The sequence below is a fragment of the Streptomyces sp. SID5464 genome (genome assembly GCF_009862985.1).
GTDB classification, from domain to species: domain Bacteria; phylum Actinomycetota; class Actinomycetes; order Streptomycetales; family Streptomycetaceae; genus Streptomyces; species Streptomyces chartreusis_D.
This window is the reverse complement of the sequence record NZ_WWIQ01000015.1, coordinates 1-240: the sequence shown is the minus strand read 5'-3', so window position 1 is coordinate 240 and position 240 is coordinate 1. Positions and strand designations below refer to the sequence as shown.

At 73.3% G+C, this 240-nt stretch carries 1 pseudogene; it reads right to left on the bottom strand.

The window, feature by feature from the left end:
• Positions 1–240: pseudogene (locus GTY47_RS12795) on the bottom strand (aspartate aminotransferase family protein); the annotation flags it as partial.

Here is a 240-nt window from a genome sequence, read left to right as displayed (position 1 = left end):
GGCCTGCATGTAGCCAGGGGGGTCGGTGAAGATGCCGTCGCTGCTGTGGGCGCAGTCGGTGATCAGGGCCGCGAGCCGGTAGCCGTGGCGCTCGAGGTCGTCGATCGCGCCGCGCACCTGCTGCCGCATGTGCTCGGCGAGCGTCGATCCCGGCGCGACGAGGCGCGGGTCAGGAGCGTCGATGAGCCGGACGTTCGGGCCCAGCGGCGAGCCCGCGCCGAGGGTCGGTGAGAAGCTCGC